Raw genomic sequence first — 245 nt, 5'->3', positions numbered from 1 at the left:
ACGAGCTTTTGATAATGGTAGATTGTCGTTTCAAGATTTGTGACAAATTGCTGATAATGCCGCATTTCCTGAACGCTCATCCCCGTCTGCATCTTGATTTCCTTGTTTTTTTCCAGCGTTTCTTTTTGGCTCATGCTTTCATACAGCTTTTCCGCGACCTTTTCGAATTCGGAAACTGAGTGCTGATATTCAGCAAATGATTGGTCTTTTTCATTTTCTTTAAGCTCGAGGAGCTTTTGAAATTT

The 245-nt window shown here is 39.2% G+C and carries 1 protein-coding gene; it reads right to left on the bottom strand.

The annotated features are described in order from the left end of the window. Positions 1–245: flagellar export protein FliJ (fliJ, locus tag CH339_RS25905; protein WP_111436872.1), on the bottom strand; the 245-nt coding region annotated here is incomplete at both ends.

Origin of the sequence: Rhodobium orientis (genome assembly GCF_003258835.1) — a bacterium.
Classification (GTDB): Bacteria; Pseudomonadota; Alphaproteobacteria; order Rhizobiales; family Rhodobiaceae; genus Rhodobium; species Rhodobium orientis.
The sequence above is the reverse complement of the archived record's forward strand: the minus strand, read 5'-3'. Positions and strand labels throughout refer to the sequence as shown.